The 17,368-nt window shown below is 67.0% G+C and carries 20 protein-coding genes; 13 read left to right on the top strand and 7 right to left on the bottom strand.

Going from position 1 to position 17,368, the window contains the following annotated elements:
- Positions 1-36: 36 nt before the first annotated feature.
- The 5 genes from DIE08_RS15670 (at position 37) to DIE08_RS15650 (ending at position 4,133) form a co-directional block, all read left to right on the top strand.
- A complete protein-coding gene (locus tag DIE08_RS15670; RefSeq protein ID WP_059606956.1) occupies positions 37-909 on the top strand; it encodes an ABC transporter permease in 873 nt (290 codons plus the stop codon).
- Positions 909-1,832: an ABC transporter permease gene (locus DIE08_RS15665; protein WP_059606820.1), complete on the top strand. Its 924-nt coding sequence runs from the start codon at positions 909-911 to the stop codon at positions 1,830-1,832. The genes DIE08_RS15670 and DIE08_RS15665 overlap by 1 nt, the downstream gene beginning before the upstream one ends.
- Positions 1,833-2,023: 191 nt before the next feature.
- Entirely contained in the window at positions 2,024-2,461 is a 438-nt protein-coding gene (locus DIE08_RS15660; protein WP_124626236.1) for a hypothetical protein, read from the top strand.
- A 250-nt stretch (positions 2,462-2,711) separates the two neighbouring features.
- The gene (locus DIE08_RS15655) at positions 2,712-2,924 is read left to right on the top strand and encodes a hypothetical protein (protein ID WP_059606822.1); all 213 of its coding nucleotides are present in this window, start codon (positions 2,712-2,714) and stop codon (positions 2,922-2,924) included.
- A gap of 381 nt (positions 2,925-3,305) precedes the next feature.
- A complete protein-coding gene (locus tag DIE08_RS15650) occupies positions 3,306-4,133 on the top strand; it encodes an alpha/beta hydrolase (protein ID WP_124902423.1) in 828 nt (275 codons plus the stop codon).
- 70 nt (positions 4,134-4,203) lie between these two features.
- On the opposite strand, the gene DIE08_RS15645 is transcribed toward DIE08_RS15650, so the two are convergent.
- On the bottom strand, positions 4,204-5,229 hold the full coding sequence (locus DIE08_RS15645) for a hypothetical protein (RefSeq protein ID WP_260436530.1): 1,026 nt from the start codon (positions 5,227-5,229) through the stop codon (positions 4,204-4,206).
- A gap of 296 nt (positions 5,230-5,525) precedes the next feature.
- Here DIE08_RS15645 and DIE08_RS15640 point away from each other — a divergent pair, with 296 nt between their 5' ends.
- From DIE08_RS15640 to DIE08_RS15615, 7 genes are all read left to right on the top strand, one after another.
- Complete coding sequence (locus DIE08_RS15640) at positions 5,526-6,452, top strand: LysR family transcriptional regulator (protein WP_124902421.1); 927 nt, start codon at positions 5,526-5,528, stop codon at positions 6,450-6,452.
- 118 nt (positions 6,453-6,570) lie between these two features.
- Positions 6,571-7,773, top strand: a complete 1,203-nt coding sequence (locus tag DIE08_RS15635; protein WP_124902420.1) for a YbfB/YjiJ family MFS transporter — start codon at positions 6,571-6,573, stop codon at positions 7,771-7,773.
- The gene (locus tag DIE08_RS15630; RefSeq protein WP_124902419.1) at positions 7,770-9,029 is read left to right on the top strand and encodes an MFS transporter; all 1,260 of its coding nucleotides are present in this window, start codon (positions 7,770-7,772) and stop codon (positions 9,027-9,029) included. Before DIE08_RS15635 ends, DIE08_RS15630 begins: the two co-directional genes overlap by 4 nt.
- Before the next feature lie 264 nt (positions 9,030-9,293).
- Positions 9,294-10,394, top strand: coding sequence for a nitronate monooxygenase family protein (locus DIE08_RS15625; protein ID WP_124902418.1), 1,101 nt, complete (start codon positions 9,294-9,296; stop codon positions 10,392-10,394).
- Between the two features lie 168 nt (positions 10,395-10,562).
- A complete protein-coding gene (locus DIE08_RS15620) occupies positions 10,563-10,934 on the top strand; it encodes a GFA family protein (RefSeq protein WP_124902417.1) in 372 nt (123 codons plus the stop codon).
- Positions 10,931-11,074 carry a hypothetical protein gene (locus DIE08_RS35675; RefSeq protein ID WP_170296424.1) on the top strand — a complete coding sequence of 48 codons (144 nt, stop codon included), beginning with the start codon at positions 10,931-10,933 and terminating at the stop codon, positions 11,072-11,074. The genes DIE08_RS15620 and DIE08_RS35675 overlap by 4 nt, the downstream gene beginning before the upstream one ends.
- A 120-nt stretch (positions 11,075-11,194) precedes the next feature.
- Positions 11,195-11,650, top strand: a complete 456-nt coding sequence (locus tag DIE08_RS15615) for a MarR family winged helix-turn-helix transcriptional regulator (protein ID WP_059606835.1) — start codon at positions 11,195-11,197, stop codon at positions 11,648-11,650.
- 111 nt (positions 11,651-11,761) lie between these two features.
- On the opposite strand, the gene DIE08_RS15610 is transcribed toward DIE08_RS15615, so the two are convergent.
- The 5 genes from DIE08_RS15610 to DIE08_RS15590 all read right to left on the bottom strand — a co-directional run bounded on the left by DIE08_RS15610 (position 11,762) and on the right by DIE08_RS15590 (position 14,608).
- Positions 11,762-12,505: a GNAT family N-acetyltransferase gene (locus DIE08_RS15610; RefSeq protein WP_124902416.1), complete on the bottom strand. Its 744-nt coding sequence runs from the start codon at positions 12,503-12,505 to the stop codon at positions 11,762-11,764.
- 149 nt (positions 12,506-12,654) lie between these two features.
- A complete protein-coding gene (locus DIE08_RS15605; RefSeq protein WP_124902415.1) occupies positions 12,655-12,984 on the bottom strand; it encodes a DUF4148 domain-containing protein in 330 nt (109 codons plus the stop codon).
- 72 nt (positions 12,985-13,056) lie between these two features.
- Positions 13,057-13,383: a DUF4148 domain-containing protein gene (locus tag DIE08_RS15600; protein ID WP_124626256.1), complete on the bottom strand. Its 327-nt coding sequence runs from the start codon at positions 13,381-13,383 to the stop codon at positions 13,057-13,059.
- Positions 13,384-13,449: 66 nt separating this feature from the next.
- The gene (locus DIE08_RS15595) at positions 13,450-13,869 is read right to left on the bottom strand and encodes an organic hydroperoxide resistance protein (RefSeq protein WP_124626258.1); all 420 of its coding nucleotides are present in this window, start codon (positions 13,867-13,869) and stop codon (positions 13,450-13,452) included.
- A gap of 274 nt (positions 13,870-14,143) precedes the next feature.
- On the bottom strand, positions 14,144-14,608 hold the full coding sequence (locus DIE08_RS15590; RefSeq protein WP_124902414.1) for a RidA family protein: 465 nt from the start codon (positions 14,606-14,608) through the stop codon (positions 14,144-14,146).
- A 355-nt stretch (positions 14,609-14,963) separates the two neighbouring features.
- Between DIE08_RS15590 and DIE08_RS15585 the strand changes: the two genes are divergently transcribed.
- Complete coding sequence (locus tag DIE08_RS15585) at positions 14,964-15,896, top strand: LysR family transcriptional regulator (RefSeq protein WP_124902413.1); 933 nt, start codon at positions 14,964-14,966, stop codon at positions 15,894-15,896.
- Positions 15,897-16,008: 112 nt separating this feature from the next.
- Here DIE08_RS15585 and DIE08_RS15580 read toward each other — a convergent pair whose 3' ends face one another.
- Positions 16,009-16,722 carry an SDR family NAD(P)-dependent oxidoreductase gene (locus tag DIE08_RS15580; RefSeq protein WP_124626264.1) on the bottom strand — a complete coding sequence of 238 codons (714 nt, stop codon included), beginning with the start codon at positions 16,720-16,722 and terminating at the stop codon, positions 16,009-16,011.
- Positions 16,723-17,368: the final 646 nt, after the last annotated feature.

Genomic DNA, 17,368 nt, shown 5'->3' with positions numbered 1-17,368 from the left:
CGCCGCGTGCACGGCAGCGCGCTGCCCGGAGGCCGCATGAGCACGCTCGCGACAGGCGGCGCGCCGCGTGACGCGAAGGCGTGGCTCGTCACGCCGGCGATCGCGTTCATCGTCGCGCTGTTCATCTATCCGTTCGCGTACGGCCTCGTGCTGTCGTTCCAGCCGATGAACGGCGGCGGCGCGCTCGCAAACTACGTGCAGTTCTTCACCGACACCGCGATGTGGCCGACCGTGCTCGTCACGCTGAAGCTCGCGGTGCCGGCGACGCTGATCAACGTCGGCATCTCGGTGCCCGTCGCGTTCGCGCTGCGCCGCAACTCGCCGTACCAGAAGCTCGTCACGACGCTGCTCGTGATTCCGGTCACGCTCGGCACGGTGCTCGTCGCCGACGGGATGCTCACGTATTTCGGACCGAACGGCTGGTTTCCGCAGGCGCTTCAGGGGCTGCACCTGTACACGGACGAAGTGCGCCTCACGCACAATTATTGGGGCGTCCTGCTGTCGCTGATCGTGTCGGGCTTTCCGTTCGCGTTCCTGCTGATGCTGTCGTACATCAGCGGCATCGACCCGACGCTCGCGCGCGCCGCGGCCACGCTCGGCGCGAACCCGTGGCAGCAGTTCCGGCGGATCTACCTGCCGCTGCTCGTGCCGGGGCTGACGATGGCCGCGTGCCTGTCGTTCGTGCAGGCGTTCTCGGTATTCCCGTCGGCGGTGCTCCTCGGCGCGCCGGCCGGGCCGACGCGCGTGATCTCGATCGCGGCCGCCGAAGCCGCGTTCGAGAGCTACGACTATTCGCTCGCATCGGCGATCGCGATCGTGATGGGCTTCGTGCAGTTGCTGGTGGTCGCGTCGATGCTCGGCGCGCGCCGCTTCTTCTATACCGGTCCGGTCACGGGGGGCAAGGGCTGATGGCGACCGACAATCATGCGGCGCCGGCGTGGCCGCCGAAGCATAGCCCGCCCGGCGCGCAGCCCGTCAACGCGATGAAGCCGCGGAAACTACGCGACAGCCTCGCCGGCCGCGCGTGGAAGGCGCTCGTATGGGGGCTGATGGCGTTCTTCCTGCTGAACGTGATGCTGCTGATCGCGACGGTCGCGGTGAACTCGGTCGCGACACGCTGGTTCGGCACGCCGCTGCCGCAGGGCTTCACGCTGCACTGGTATGCGAAGGCGTGGGAAGACTTCCAGCTCGCCAGCGTGCTGTGGGTGACCGTCGAAGTCGTCGGCGCGGTCGTGCTGCTGTCGGTCGCGCTCGGCGTGCCGGCCGCCTACGCGCTCGCGCGCGTGCAGTTTCGCGGCAAGCGCTTCGCGCTGCTGGTGTTCCTGCTGCCGCTGATGGTGCCGCCCGTCACGTACGGGATCCCGATGGCGACCGTGATGTACAAGGTCGGGCTCGCGGGCACGCTGCCAGGCGTGATCCTCGCGAACCTCGTGCCGGCGCTGCCGTTCGTGATCCTCGTGATGACGCCGTTCATCGAGCAGATCGATCCGAATCTCGAAGCCGCCGCGCGCATCTTCGGCGCGAACACGTGGCGCTATTTCCGCTACGTTCTGCTGCCGCTGCTGGTGCCCGGCATGCTCGCGGCGGGGCTGCTCGTGCTGGTGCGCACGATCGGGATGTTCGAGCTGACCTTCTTCACCGCGGGCCCCAGCACGCAGACGCTCGTCGTCGCGCTGTATTACGCGGTGTTCTCGACGGGCGTGCGCGCGCCGCAGTCGATCGACGCGATGGCGATGATCTACATGGCCATCACGCTCGTGTGGGTCGTGATCGCGCTGCAGTTCGTGAGCCCGACGCAGCTCGTGAGTCGCGTGAAGCAGGAGCGGCAGTAGGCGCGCACGAAAGCGGCGGGACAGCGGGGCGTTCGCACCGATCACGCCGTTCACGCCGTCCGTGCAATTGGTTACAAATGGATACCGCGAACGACGCGTGGACGTTGCAGACTACGCGGCATACCGGCTCGGCGATGCGCTCACTGGCATCGCTGCGTGCCGCCCGACGTTCACCCGATTCGCGGAGTTCCATGAAGTTTCCCACGCTGCTGACGCTCGGCTGTGCCGCCACGCTGCTCGCCGCCTGCCACCTGCTCCACGACGGCCCCGGATCGAGCGACGTCGATGCCGCGGTGCGCCGCGCGCTCGAAGCGGAAAACCACGGCGGCCTGAACGCGCTGTTCGGCCAGCCGCTGCCCGTGTCGGCCGATGTGATCTCGGCGAAGCCCGCCGGCGACTGCAGGAAGGCCGGCGAACGCACCTACGCGTGCGACGTCGTGATCACCTGGCGCAACAGCGATTACACGCCGTCGCGCGCGAACCTGACCTTCGTGCAGGCCGCCGACGGTTCGTGGCAGACCTCGGGCGTCGACGCCGCCATCGCGACCGGCGCCGCCAAGTCGCTGATCGACAAGATCGGCAAGGCATGGCCTGGCAATGCGGCCAGCGGCGCGTCGGCACCGCAGTGACGCGCCGGCGACGGGCTTCGTCACCGCTGCTGCCGAAATACCGTGCGGAAGATGCGTGTGGCACCGTCGCCTGCCTTCCTTTGAAGGCAACCGTTATCCCGTCTTGTCCGATGCATGAACCCTGCGTAACGGGGAAAAAGGGCGCAAACACGGCCTGCCATCGGTCGAAGCCATCCTCGGTATGCGGACTGAAATATAGGGAAAACCCTTAATTCGAGATATAATCGCGGGCTAGAAGAAAGGTCGAACCATGCCCGAACGTTTCCAATCTCTCGAAAAATTTCTGTTCTCCCTGGTCGTGATGTCCGCGGTCTTCTGCTCCGCATTCCTCGCGTACGAGCGTCACCCCGAGATCAAGATCGCGCTGCACGAAGGCGAAGCGCTGATGCGCGAAAGCGCCAAGTATTCGGTCATCTGCTCGCCGTCCAAGGTCGATCCTTGCGTCGAGATGTCCGCTTACTGAGCCTCGTCTCCCGCTGACGCACCGCGCTGATTCCCGCCGACACGCGTCGGCGGCGCGCATCGCGCACCCGCGCGCACCGGTTCCGGTCGCGCATCGCCTGAACTGAACCCCGCTTCCCCGATTCCCGGATTCCGCTGCGGCGAGCGTCATGCCGCTTCATCACGCCGGTGCGCTCGTTCGCGCATGCGCCGGCACGATGTGCGTGCTGCTCGACAGTCCTTCGCCGAAAGCGGACAGGCGCACGCCGCCCCCGCCGATTCCGGATAGCCGGCGCCTGTTGCGCTGCGCATAATGGTGCAACGGCGTCGGCCCGCTTGGCGCCTTCGTAGCGTGGCACCGCGACTGTCCCGCGCATCCGCAATCCGACCCGGCGCTTCCCGAATGACGATCCTCTATCGCGGCATGGACCGCGCGGCGCTCGACGCCGCCTACCTGAACACGAAGGCCATTCCCGATTTCCCCGCGGTGCTCGCGTCCTGCCAGGCACGCAGCGCAGCGCTTTACGATGCGACGCCCGGGCAGCGCGACCTGCGTTACGGTGCGCGTCCGGCGCAGCGCTTCGACTGGCTGCGGTGCGGCCGGCCCGACGCGCCGCTGTTCGTGTTCGTTCACGGCGGCTACTGGCAGCACTGTGCGAAAGAGGATTTCGCGTACGCGGCCGCCGGGCCGCTCGCACGCGGCTTCGACGTCGTGCTCGCCGAATACACGCTCGCACCGACCGCATCGATGACCGACATCGTCGGCGAGATCGGCGCGTTGCTCGACCATCTCGCGGCCGACCCCGACGGCATCGGCACCGCAGGACGACCGATCCACCTGAGCGGTCACTCGGCCGGCGGCCACCTGACGGCCATGCATCGCGCGCATCCGGCCGTCGTGTCTGCGCTCGCGATCAGCCCGCTCGTCGATCTCGAGCCGATCTCGCTGTGCGTGCTCGACGACAAGCTGAAGCTCACCGCGCAAGAGATCACCGCATACAGTCCACTGCTTCACATCGGGCCCGGCGCACCGACCGTCGTCGCGGTCGGTGCGGCCGAGCTGCCGGAGCTCGTGCGTCACGCGCACGAATACGCGGACGCATGCGAAGCGGCCGGCGAACGGATCGCACGCGCATGGCTACCCGGCATGCAGCACTTCACGGTGCTCGACGATCTCGCGAAACCGGGGAGCGCGATGCTCGCCGCGTTGCAGGCGGTCGCGCCGCATTGACCGCGCCGTATTGCGTCGCGTCGCGTGATTTCGCGCCGCGCGCGGCCGGGTAGGGCCGCCGCATTGCCGCTCATTGCGACACGCACGGATCAGGGCATCCGGCTGCCGCCGTCAGACCGGCATCGACATCGGGGGCAGGGGCGGCGTCGGCGCCTTGCTGGCGGACCGTATCCGACGCCACTGCCTGCAACCTTGCTGCCATGTCCGGCGCGATGCCGAGCTGCGCGGCCGCTTGCTCCCGCGGGCCAAACGTACGGACGTCGACACCGGCGATCTGTTGGAACAGCACGAGCGCGCTCAGGTAAGCGCCCAGCACGCCCGGATGCAGATAGTCTGGCCGCGAGATCGGCGGGTCGTTCTGCGCGCGCATCCCGTACCACAGCAGCGGCGCGCCGGACGGCGCGTACGGGTCGGGATCGGCGACGCCGGTCGTCCACGCGCGCTGCCACGCGCGGCCGACCGGCACGACGGCGGCGATGGACGGATCGCCCCGGCGCGCGCCATCGAACGCATCGCGATATGCGGCAACGAGGGCGGTGAGGCGATCGACGTAGCGCGCGTGAAAACCGATGCTATCCGGCTCGCCCGCCAGCGCTTTCGCGAGATCGGCACGTGGCCAGGTTTCATATAGATAAACACGCGCTTGCGGCGCCGCCGCGCGAATGCCGCGTGCGAGCTTCGCGACGCTCGCACGGAAACCGGCCGGATCGCTGGCGCGGCTGTGCGTGAGCGCGACCGGCAGAGGCTTCGCGCTCAGTTCCTGCAGGACCACCACATCCCACGTGGGCCGGTCGATCACGTCCGATGCGACGCGGTCATGTTTCGCGAGACTCGTCGCCGACATCGCTTCCAGATGAACCTCGAAGTCGAGTCCGGCTTCGGCGGCGAAGCGCGCGAAAATCCCCGGAATCCCGCCCCATGGGCCCGGCTCGCGTTCGGCGCGGGCCCCGGTCTGCCCGAAGTTTTCGTCGACGACCCGCGCGGTGCCGCCAACCTCCTTGCTGCCGGGCCGCATCGCGCCGTACGAACGCACGGGCGTGTAACGGCCGTGCGTGAGGCTGTCGCCGACGAACAGGATGCGTTGCGGCGTGCGCATTGCCGGTACGGGCGACCCGCCCGGCAAGTGCGAGGCTTCCGTGGCCGAAGTGGCCGTCGCCGGCCCGACGACCAGCAACGCCACGACGCACGTCAGTGCGGAACGCAAGATCGGGCAACAGAACGAGGGCATGGCGGGCATTTCAGTCATCGCGGGGTTTCGGAGGACGCGTGGCCGCAGTATTTCACGAAGCGGCACAACGGGGCCGACCACGCATCGCGGGACGCGTACGGTAGACTGCTCGCTGGCTTTTTCCCGCCGCCAATGACACGACCACTCTCGCACGCTCACACGCCATGGACCGAATCGATGCGATGAAGGTGTTCGTCGCCACGCTGGACGAGGGCAGTCTCGCTGGCGCGAGCCGCCGTCTCGGCCGCTCGCCGGCGGCAGTCAGCCGCGCGATCGCGTTTCTCGAGGAGCACACGGGCACCGCGCTGCTGTACCGGACCACCCGGACGATTCGCCTCAGCGAAGCCGGTGAACGCTACGCCGCAGCGTGCCGCCGCATCCTCGCGGATCTCGAGGAAGCGGACATGCTGATCGCGGACGAACGCTCGGCGCCGCGCGGCCTGCTGACGATCACGGCACCGGTCGCGGCCGGCGAGGACGTGCTGCGCGCGCTCATCGACGAATTCATCGACCGCCATCCGGCCGTGTCGATTCGCCTGCAACTGCTCGACCGTCCCGTCAGCCTGATCGACGAAGGAATCGACGTCGCGCTGCGCATCGCACATCTGGCGGATTCGACGCTCGTCGCGATTCCGGTGGGCGCGGTGCGGCGTGTCGTCGTCGCGTCACCCAACTATCTGGCGAAGCATCCGCCGATCACCGCGCCGGCCGATCTCGCACGGCACCGGATCATCTCGATGACGCACTTCGGGCTCGATTCATGGAGCTTCCCGCCGTCGGGCCAGTCGGCGCTGCCGCAGGTGGTCCAGTTCGCGCCGCGCTTCATCGTCAACACGATCCGCGGCGCGCTTGCATCGGCGCTCGCCGGCCACGGCGTCACGCGCCTCTTCTCGTATCACGTCGCCGAGCAGGTTCGGGACGGCGCGCTGCGAATCGTGCTGCGCGACAGCGAACATGCGCCGCTGCCGATTCACGTCGTCACGCCTTACGGACGGCTGTCGGTGCCGAAAGTGCGGACGTTCGTCGATTTCGCCGCACCACGATTGCGCGAGCACTTCGCACGGCTGGCCACCATCACCGACGACGATTGAACCGACTTTCGGAAGAATGGCTTCCGCAACGCGTGGATTCTCCCGAAACCCGGTTCAATCTAGACTTCCTTCAACCGTCGGGCGCGTATGCGTCCGCCCAGCGAATGGAGGTCCTTCAATGCAACAAGCGCTTCTCGACCGGCAGAACGCCCCGGCGTTCAACGTGTGGCGCGGCACGGTGTCCGGTGCCAGTGCGAGCCTGATCGGCATCGGTCTGGCACGATTTTCGTATACGCCGCTGCTGCCCGCGATCATCGGCGCGCACTGGTTTCCCGCGTCGACGGCCGCCTATCTGGGTGCGGCCAACCTCGGCGGCTATCTGGCCGGTGCGCTGGTCGCCGGCGCGCTCGCGCGCCGCGCCGGCTCGACCGCCGTGCTGCGCGCGATGATGCTGCTCGCGACGCTTGCGTTCGTCGCGTGTGCGGTGCCCGTGTCGTTCCTGTGGTTCTTCGTCTGGCGCTTTGCGTCCGGCCTGTCCGGCGGCGCCCTGATGGTGCTCGCCGCGCCGGCGATCCTCACGCATGTGCCGCCGGCGCGCCGCGGTTTCGCGAGCGGCGGCATCTTCACGGGAATCGGTCTCGGCATCGCGGCGTCGGGCACGATCGTGCCGATCCTGCTGCGGCAGAGTCTCACCGCGACGTGGCTGGGGCTCGCGATCGTGTCGCTGCTGTTGACCGCCGTCGCGTGGCGCGGCTGGCCGGCTGACGATGCGCCGCCTGCGGCCGTCGCGTCGGCGGCCACGCACGCACGCAACCTCCCGACCGGCAGCCTGCGCGCGCTGTACGTCGAATACGGGCTCAACGCGGTCGGGCTGGTCCCGCACATGATCTTCCTCGTCGACTACGTAGCGCGCGGACTCGACAAGGGCGTGGACGCGGGCGCGCAGTACTGGGTGCTGTACGGTCTCGGTGCGATCGTCGGGCCGCTCGCGTGTGGGCATCTCGCCGATCGAGCGGGATTCGGTCGCGCACTGCGTATTGCATTCGCGATCGAGGCCGTCGCCGTCGTGCTGCCGCTGCTCGGGATGGGGCCCGCCGCGCTGATCGTATCGAGCGTGCTGGTCGGCGCGTTCACGCCCGGCATCGTACCGCTCGCACTCGGCCGCGTGAATGAACTGCTCGCACATCATCCGTCGGTTGCGAAACGCGCATGGCGCAGTGCGACGACCAGCTTCGCGATCATGCAGGCGATGGCTGCCTACGGCCTGTCGTACCTGTTCGCCTCGAGCGGCGGTCGATACGAAACGCTGTTCGCCGTCGGGGCCGCCGCGCTGCTGCTGGCGCTCGCGGTCGACGTCGCCGCATCGGCGAGGGCGCGATGAGCACGACCATCCAGACACCTGACACGACGCGCGCCGGCCGGTCCGCCGCCAGCTATGCCGAACGGAACGCGCGCTACTGGCAGCGCAATCTCGCCGTGTGCGTGTTCGGCTCGTTCACGACGCTCGTCAGCCTGAGCATGCTGCTGCCGTTCCTGCCGCTATACGTGCGGCAGCTCGGCGTCGATGCGCAATCGGCCGTGATCGAGTGGTCCGGCGTCGCCTTCGGCGCGACGTTTCTCGGCACCGCAGTCACCGCGCCGCTGTGGGGCCGCCTCGCGGATCGCTTTGGCCGCAAACCAATGCTCGTGCGCGCTGCGCTCGGAATGGCCGTCGTGATGTCGCTGATCGGCGTTGCTCACAACGTTCAGGAACTCGTCGCACTGAGGCTCGTCGCCGGGCTCGTCGGCGGCTATGCGTCGGCATCGACCGTGATGGTGGGCACGCAGGCACCGCGCGAACGCGCGGGCTGGGCACTCGGCATCCTGTCGACCGGTGCACTCGCGGGCAACCTCGTCGGGCCACTCGTCGGCGGCTTGCTGCCGGGCTGGCTCGGCATCCGCGGGACATTTTTCGCGGGTGGGGCGATGATCGCCGTCGCCGCGCTGCTGACGATCGTGCTCGTGAAGGAGGACTTTCACGCGGACACCGACGCACTGACGCGACACGCCCGCGCAACGACCGCGGACACGGCCCGGCGCACCGATCTTGCGGCGGTCGCCGCGCTCCTGGTGACGGCAATGATGGTCCTGCTCGCGAACATGTCGATCGAGCCGATCATCACGGTCTATATCGGCGGGCTCGGCGTCGACGGCAACCACCTGGCGCGCGTCGCCGGCGTCGTGATGGCCTGTTCCGCACTGGGCAGCATGCTGACCGCCGCGCGGCTCGGCGCGCTCGCCGACCGGATCGGCAGCTGGAATGTCATCGTCGGCTGCCTGCTGCTGACCGCGCTCGTAATGGTGCCGCAGGCCTTCGTCTCGCACTGGTGGCAACTCGCGGCACTGCGCGTGCTGATGGGGATGACGCTCGCCGGGCTGCTGCCGTCGATCGGCAAGCTGGTCCGGCAGTCCGTCGACGAGCGCGCGACGGGCCAGATGCTCGGCTACCTGCAATCCGCGCAGTTCGGCGGGCAGGTGATCGGCCCCGTGATCGGCGGACAGATCGGCGTCGCGCTCGGCCTGCATGCGGTGTTCTTCGTGACAGCCGCGCTACTGACGGCCTGCGCGGGGCTCGCCTATCGGGTACGCAGGCGATAGAAGCAAGTTGGGCTGGCGCGCGGGCGGCAGGCCGGCGTAGCATGGGCGCGGTTGCCGGGGGCTGTTTCGCGCACCGTTCGGATGCGCCTCGCGCCGCGCGACGGCCGCGTCATTGCCCGATCGGCCGCCGAGTTCGACACCGCTTTCCCGTGACCGGCTCCGCGCGACGCGCCGTGAACATGCGGTATACCGGACCCGACCCAGCAGCTTCGGCCCGCATCTGGCCGCAGCATTCCGATCCCGGACGTTGCAGGAGGCAACGACATGAATCGACCGACCGACAACCGGACGCTGTTGCGCACGCTCGGCATCCGCACCCCGATCATCCAGGCGCCGATGGCCGGCGTCAGCACGCCCGCGCTGGCGGCCGCCGTGTCGAATGCGGGCGGGCTCGGCTCGCTGGGCGTCGGCGCGACGAACGCCGACGGCGCGCGCACGATGATCCGCGACACGCGCGCGCTCACCGACCGGCCGTTCAACATCAATCTGTTCTGCCACCGGCCGGCCCGCGCCGACGCCGCCGTCGAACGCGCGTGGCTCGAGTGGCTCGCACCCGCGTTCCGCGAACATGGCGCGACGCCGCCGGCGTCGTTGTCGGAGATCTACACGAGCTTCGTCGCGGACGATGCGATGCTCGCGATGCTGGTCGAAGAAAAACCGGCGGTCGTCAGCTTTCATTTCGGGTTGCCGTCCGATGAGGCCATCGCCGTGCTGAAGCGCGCGGGCATCACGCTGTTCGCGTCCGCGACGAATCCCGACGAAGCCCGGCAGATCGCTGCGGCCGGTATCGACGCGATCGTTGCGCAGGGTATCGAAGCCGGCGGGCACCGTGGCGTATTCGACTCGACGCCGCACGACGACCGGCTCGGCACATTCGCCCTGACGCGACTGCTGGTGCGCGAATGTGCGTTGCCGGTGATCGCCGCCGGCGGCATCATGGACGGCGACGGTATCGCCGCGGCGCTCGCGCTCGGTGCGCAGGCCGCGCAGCTCGGCACCGCCTTCGTCGCGTGCCCGGAGACGTCGATCGACGACGGTTATCGCCGAGCGATCCTCGGCGACGCGGCGCGCCGCACGACATTGACGACCGCGATCTCCGGACGGATCGCGCGCGGCATCGCGAACCGGCTGACCGCGCTCGGCGACGATCCGCACGCACCGGCCACACCAGCCTATCCGATTGCATACGATGCGGGCAAGGCGCTGCATGTGGCCGCGAAGGCGAACGGCGAGTTCGGCTACGGCGCGCAATGGGCCGGGCAAGCGGCGCCGCTCGTCCGGTCGCTGCCGGCGACCGAACTGTTCGCGACGCTCGAGCGCGAGACACGGGCGGCCATCGCACGGTTACAGCACGCATTTGACTGATTTCGCGGCCGCACGCGGTGCGCCGGCGTTCGGCGAATGCGCCGCAATGCGAATGGCCGGGTACAGAATTGCAACGTTCTGTATCCGCGCGCGGCGTGGATACAGCGTGATACACGGCGTCGGCGAAGGCCCGTTATAAAGCGGACATGACTTCTTGAGGAGCACGACATGTCTGCTACATGGTTCAACGGATCCTGCCACTGCGGCGCCGTGAAATTCGAAGTCCGGACCGCGCTTGCGCCGGCGGCTCGCTGCAACTGCAGCCTCTGCCGCCGTCGCGGCGCGCTGATGAGCCCGATGTTCGCCGCGGCCGACCTGAAGGTCGTCGAAGGCGAGGGCGCGCTGACGCTCTACCGCTTCAACACGCATACGGCCCGTCACTATTTCTGCAGCCGCTGCGGCGTCTATCCGTTCCATCAGACGCGCAAGGATCCCGCGTGCTGGCGCGTCAATCTCGGCTGCCTCGACGGCGTCGATCCGTATGCGCTCGATGCGACCGTCGCCGACGGCGCAAGTCTTTCCGTCGTGGAGGACGCATGAAGCGCTGGCTGATGATCCTGCTGTTCGCCACGGGCGGCCTCGCGACCGAGATCGCGCACCCGGTGCAGTGTTCGCTTCTGTCGATCAGCCGCCAGCGGACCGGCGACCGACGGGGTCGGAACGACAGCGGACGAGATTGAGCAGGCGCCGCGGGTGTCGCATCGTGTTGATCGGAAGCGATAATCATGCCTCCGATAAGATCGCACGCGATATATAATGCGTTCGTCTGCGACACGAACCGCTGTCGCTGGAGAACGCTCATGAAACCGACCGAAGCACAATCGCCCGCCACGCCGAAGCTGTCCGAGTTCCTGTGTTTTGCGATCTACTCGACGAATCTCGCGTTCGGCAAGGCATACAAACCGATCCTCGAAGAGCTCGGCCTCACGTACACGCAATACATCACGATCATCGCGCTGTGGGAGGAGGGCAACCAGACGGTCGGACAGCTCGGCGAAAAGCTGTTCCTCGAATCGAACACGCTGACGCCGATCCTGAAGAAGCTCGAGGCGATGGGCTATCTGGAGCGGCACCGCGATCCGTCGGACGAGCGCCAGGTACTCGTGAGCCTGACGAAAAGCGGCCGCCGCGTGCGCGAGAAGGGGCTCGACATGAACCTGGTCGAAGCCACCGGCCTGAAACCCGACGAATTCGCGAAGATGCAGAAGGCCATCGTCACGCTGCGCGGCAACCTGATCGATTCGATCAACGAATAGACGATCAAACGCAGGCTCGATGTCGAGCCTGCGATGCGCTTGCCGCCGGCTCCCTCCGCCATTTCAGTACATTTTCCGCAGTCGGGCCCGAGGCACCGCCGCGACCGGTCCTTATGGCCGGCGCGCCGGCTGGCCCGTCCCGGTCTCCTCGCGCCCCAGCACCAGCAAATGCATGTCGCGACGCGTCGCGAAGCCGAGTGCGCGATAGCGCTCGATCGCACCGTGATTCGACGTGAGCACGTGCAGGAACGGCGTTTCCGCCCGCGCGCGGATGGTCGCGACCAGCGACCGGATCAGTCCGGCCGCGAGGCCTTGGCCCCGGAAAGCCGCATCCACGCACACGGCGCTGATCTCCGCGTGACCGCCGGCCCTCAGCCGCTGACCGGCCATCGCCACGAGCCGGCCTTGCCGGCGGACACCGATATAGCCGCCGAATTCGACCGTGCGCGTGCCGAACGGGCCTGGTTCCGTCGCCGCGATCAATTCGAGCATCTCCGGCACGTCGGCTTCGGTGAGCCGGACATGCTCCAGAGCAGGCGCGCCGTCGAGCGTTCCCTGCCAGATCATCTGATGCAGCATCGCCCGCCAGACCACGGAAAAGCCGGGCGGCGTCGGGATCTCGTCCGGCGTGACGAGTGCCGCAGGCCCATGCGCGTCGATCAGTCCGCGCAGCGCGTCGAACGCGGTCGGGCTGCGGTCGGCCATGCCCGCAAACGGTGCGAGCGCAGGAGGAAATCGACGCGCAAGCAGGTCGCCGAGGGCGAAACGATGCTGCTCCCCGGTGAGCGCATGCCATACGGCATTGTCGAGCGGATGCGATCCGCTTCCTTCCTGCTCCGTCGTTCCTTCCCGCATCGCCTGCTCCTTGATCGAAGGCCGTTCGTCGCACAGCATAGACGCGATCGCCCGGGGCAGGTTGCAGACAAACTGACAAGCAAAAGCGCATGCGATTCGATCGCATGCGCTTTATTTGGCGGACGGTGTCGTCGATTTCGTCGCGACGCTCAACGACCGAAATAGATCGAGCGCTCGGCCGTGCGAATCGCCATGCGACTGCCGGATTGCGTCGCACCGTCGGCGTTGTTGCCGTAACCGGCCGTCTGGGTGTCGGCCGCCGTTGCATCGTTGTCGCGCACCCGCTTCAGCGCTGCCTGCAGGTTGTCCGGATAGTTGGGATCGTTCGGGCGATTCGGCAGATAACCGGCCTGCTGGAGCGCGGCCAGTTCCGCCCGCACTTGCGCACGCGTCACGGTGCTCTCGGTTGCGAAGGTCGGTGCGGCAATGGAAGCCGACACGGCGACGAGCAGGGCTGCAATCAGTTGGGTCTTCATCATTTACCTCGACAGAAAAGAGTAATCGGAATGTGAACGCGGCGCGCCGGCAATCGGCGTCGATCGCGACTTCGTTCAATGGCCGAAGTAGATCGAGCGCTCGGCGATGCGCGTGACAGGACGGCTGCCCGATTGCGTGACGGCTGCGGCGTCGGCGCCATAACCGGACGTCGCCGTATCGGCTGCGACTGTGTCGTTCGCGTGGATACGCGTCAGCGCCGCCTGCAGGTCGTCCGGGTAGTGCGGATCGTTCGCGCGGCCCGGCACATAGCCGGCCTGCTGCAGCTGGACGAGTTCGGCACGCACTTGTGCACGCGTCACAACGGCATCACGGGCAAAAGCCGGCACGGCAGCAGCAGCGGACACGGCAACGAGAAGGGCAGCGATCAGTTGGGTTTTCATCATTCACCTCGACAAGAAAATGGCAGAACATTCGGGAAGGCAGCACGTGGCCGCCCGGGGCATTGCTCAGACGATGCGGATCTCGACGTCGATGTTGCCGCGCGTCGCCTTCGAGTACGGGCAGGTCTGGTGTGCGGTGTCGACAATGTGCTGCACGACGTCACGATCGAGCCCCGGCACGCTCACGTTCAGGCGAGCCTGCAGGAAGTACGCGTTACCACCCGTGCCCAGGTCCACTTCGGCATCGACCGCGAGATCAGCAGGCAGCGTGACCTTCGCCGCGCGCGCCGCGAGCTGCATCGCGCCGATGAAGCAGGCCGACCAGCCGGCCGCGAACAGTTGTTCCGGATTCGTGCCGGTACCGGCACTGCCCGGCGACGACAGCTGGATGTCGAGGCGGCCGTCGGAACTGCGAGCCGCGCCGTCGCGGCCGCCGGAAGTCGTATGCGTCTTGCCCGTGTACAGCACTTTTTCGATCTTGCTCATCGTTCACTCCGTCAGGTAGGAAGGTTGTTGTCTGATGCGATTAAATCGCATGCGACGCAGTTTGATCGAGGCGACCAATCACGTCAAGCGCATTCGATTAACTCGCATACGATATTTTGTATTGCAATGTATCGGGATCGTGTCGAGCCTTGCCGGACAAGGCTGTTCGATGATGTATCCCTTATATTTAAAAGACGACTCGGATCGAAACTTTCAGCGGTGGCAGGGCAGATGGCCGCCGGATTCGCGGCCGCCCGAGCTTGCGGCAACCCGGTCATGCCGAGCGGATCTCGGCGATCACGACCAGGACCACCGTCGCGTCGGCCGGCAACTGACGGTGGGAAAAGGCCGAGCGCGCGTGTCCGGCCTTGTTGCCCAGCACCTTGGCGAACAGGTCGGAGGCGCCGTCGATCACGGCCGGCTGACCGTGGAAGCCGTCGGCTGACGCGACGTGCCCCTCGACACGCACGATGTGATGCAGGCGGTCGAACCCGCCGAGGTGCTTTCTGATTTGCGCGAGCACGTTCAACGCCGCGAGCTGCGCCGCGTGCCGACCGTCATCGACATCCCGTTGTTCGCCGACGCGGCCCGTATAAGCCACCTTGCCGTCGACGAGCGGCAATTGCCCGGAAATGAACAACAGGTTGCCGGCCTCACTGACGGCCGTGTAGCTGCCGAGCGGTTGCGGCGGTTCGGGTAGCGTGAAGCCCAGTTCGGCCAGCTTCTGTTCGATCATCATGGCATTCTCCTTCGGGGATCGTTGATGAGTTGGCCGCGGGTGTGGAGCGCAACTCGCCACGGCCTCTGTCGATCACTCTAGTGACGCGGTAGGGGCCGGTAAATATCGTTCGCGCAATTGACTCGACACACGGTGTAACGAATCGCCCGCGGTGCAACGCGGCGCGAACGCGTAACTCCGGTATCGCCGATCCGCTGGTTTCCCAGCGGGGATTCATGCACACTCGGTGCTTCGGCGTCCCGCCACGGAACAACCAGCGCTGGCGGGCCGGAAGCGTGATGCCTCGTTGCAGGCGCAAGCCGAATTCGCCGTTTTGCAACCGCTCAAGGCAGCACGAGGAAGCAGGAGCCGCCCCATGCAGAGAAAATTCGATGACCTCCTGCTCGGCAGCATCGAGCTGTTCTGCCTGGCAGCCGAACTCGGCAGCTTCACGCTCGCCGCAACGGCCGCGAGCGTCACGCCGGCTGCGGTGAGCCGGTCGGTCGCGCGGCTCGAGGAGCGACTCGGTGTACGCCTGTTCATACGGACAACGCGCCAGATCCGCCTCACCGATTCCGGGCGGCGCTATTTCGAGCAGTGTCGTGATGCGCTGTCGCAGCTCGTCGACGCGGAGCGCGAAGCGACGGGGCAGCAGACAACACCGGCCGGCGTGCTGCGCATCAGCATGCCGACGCCATACGGACACTATCGCGTGCTGCCGCTGCTGCCCGCGTTTCGCGAGCGATACCCGGACGTACGCGTCGAAACGCATCTCAGCAACCGCAACATCGACTTCGCCGAGGAGGGTTTCGACCTTGCGATCCGCGGCCGCGCGCCAGCGGATTCGAGCCTGGTCGCACGCAAGCTCGAGGACGCCGAACTCGTCGTCGTCGCGACGCCCGGCTATCTGAAGCGCGCCGGCGTACCGCGCACGGTCGACGATCTGCACGCGCACGAATGCATCCAGTTCGAGCTCCCGAGCAGCGGGAGGCCGATTCCATGGCTGTTCAACGACGGAGCAGCGGAAATCGACGTCGCGACGACGGGTGGCTACGGCACGTCGGGCGACGTCCTCGCCGGCGTCACCCTCGCGCGCAGCGGTGCGGGCCTGTTCCAGACCTATCGCTTCATCGTCGAACGGGATCTGCGGGAAGGCACGCTCACCGAGGTGCTGTCCGCCCAGGGCGGACGATCAAGGCCGTTCATGCTGCTGTATCCGCATGCCCGTTATCTGTCGTCGCGCGTGCGCGTCTTCGTCGACTTTCTCGTCGAACATCTCGAACAGGCACCCGGCAGGCGGACTCGCTAGCCGCGGCCAGCCATGCCGGCAACCGGGCAGAGCGGCGCGCGCAAGCCTCGCCTGCGCCGGCATCGGGGTGCCGCGCACCCTGCGCGCCGGCGCATGTTCACGACGTTGCCGCTCAGTGCCCGGCGCTCTGGCCGCCGTCCACGTGCAGGATCTCGCCGGTGACGAATGGCGCGGAATCGAGATACAGGATCGCGCCGACGATGTCGCTCATCTCGCCCATCCGGCCGACCGGATGCAGCGATGCGAGCGTCGCGTGCGTGTCGGGCGCGTGCATCGGCGACTTGATGATGCCGGGCGACACGGCGTTCACGCGGATGCCGGCCTTCGCATATTCGATCGCGAGCGACTTCGTCGCCGCATTGAGCCCGCCTTTCGTCAGCGATGCGAGCACTGACGGTACGTTGCTGTTCGCGTGGTCGACGAGGCTCGTCGTGATGCTGACCACATGACCGCCGCCGTTTCCGTTTCGCTGCATCGCCGCAATCGCGCGCTGCGTGACATGGAAGAAGCCGTCCAGGTTCACGCGTGTGACAGCTGCGTAGTCGTCCGCCGTGTATTGCGTGAACGGCTTCGCAATGAAGATGCCCGCGTTGTTGACGAGCGTGTCGACCCGGCCGAAGCGCTCGATGGCGGCGTCGACCACGCGCCGCGCGACAGCCGGGTCGCCGATGTCGCCCGCGACGGTGACGAGATCGGGATCGTCCGACGGCCCGATCGAACGGGACGTCGCGACCACGCGATGGCCCTGGGCGCGGAATGCGTTGACCGTTTCGGCACCGATGCCTTGCGATGCGCCGGTGACGATGATGACTTTGGAAGTGCTCATGATTTGCCTCGACAGGTGACTGGTTTTCGGCTTCAGCGCCGACCGGATTGATGAATCCGATGGACGCAACTCTAGGCGCGCCGGGCCGGAGTTCGAATACCCACCATGGACCAACAGTCTTGCGTCGCGGGAACAAATGCGGGGAAGAGCGGGGACCGACGCAGCGGCGAGGATGCCGGCGGAGATGAGTCGACGTGCCCCCAGCGCGCCGTCACTGACACAGGGCGACACGCGTCGATCGTTGCAAATTCGAAGGTTTGCGCGGCGAAATGATGTGAATGCCGTATCCCGGATCGTTCGTCACGCGTCGGGCACTTCTGATTTTTATCAAAACTATCCGGATAACTTTTCTTATCACAATATCTCTATGTTTCACCGAAACTCCCGGATGCGAAAACGCGCCTGATCTGACCGTCACACGCTTCGTCGAACGGCTCCCCAAGCGAATCAGGGCAGGGCATGCCGTCGCACGTGGATGCTCGGTGCGCTAACCGGCACTCCGAACACGACCAAAACTGGCACAATCGTGCCCACAGCCGTAGATGCGGCCCGATATCGCCCGACGATTGCCCGGCAGCGAACACCGCCGATCCGCTTGTCCCGGACACTTGCTTCGGCCGGCGCAGCACCTGCACCAAGCGCAGGA

It is taken from the genome of Burkholderia sp. Bp9004 (genome assembly GCF_003858025.1).
GTDB lineage: Bacteria > Pseudomonadota > Gammaproteobacteria > Burkholderiales > Burkholderiaceae > Burkholderia > Burkholderia diffusa.
This window is presented reverse-complemented; position numbering and strand designations above follow the sequence as displayed.